We start from the raw sequence: 239 nt of genomic DNA, 5'->3' as shown, positions 1-239 counted from the left end.
CGCACGCAGCCGCTGTCCGGGGGCGGAGATTTGTTCTGCTCGAAAAGGGCAACTAGTACATGGCATGCGGGAACAGCTTTTACACCGCCGGTGCAACCCGTATCGCACACGACGGGGTCGCTGATCTCCTGGACTGGGTGGAACCGGTTGAGCGGCATAGCCGCACATATGTTCCGCCCTACTCCGCGGATGAATACGCCGCTTACCTCGCCAAAGTCACTTAAGGCCGAAACGACCCC

General features: G+C 60.3%; 1 protein-coding gene. It reads left to right on the top strand.

Going from position 1 to position 239, the window contains the following annotated elements:
• The first annotated feature begins 59 nt into the window (after nt 1-59).
• Nucleotides 60-224 carry a hypothetical protein gene (locus tag N7568_RS25210; RefSeq protein WP_261612362.1) on the top strand — a complete coding sequence of 55 codons (165 nt, stop codon included), beginning with the start codon at nt 60-62 and terminating at the stop codon, nt 222-224.
• Nucleotides 225-239 lie beyond the last annotated feature (15 nt).

It is taken from the genome of Paenarthrobacter aurescens, assembly GCF_025421775.1.
In the GTDB taxonomy this organism is placed as follows: domain Bacteria; phylum Actinomycetota; class Actinomycetes; order Actinomycetales; family Micrococcaceae; genus Arthrobacter; species Arthrobacter aurescens_B.
Note: the sequence above shows the minus strand (reverse complement) of the source record. Positions and strands in the feature narration are given on the sequence as shown.

Bases quoted from the DNA above. Each gene is read 5' to 3' on its own strand.
- N7568_RS25210 (WP_261612362.1), top strand. From the start codon at position 60: ATGGCATGCGGGAACAGCTTTTACACCGCCGGTGCAACCCGTATCGCA.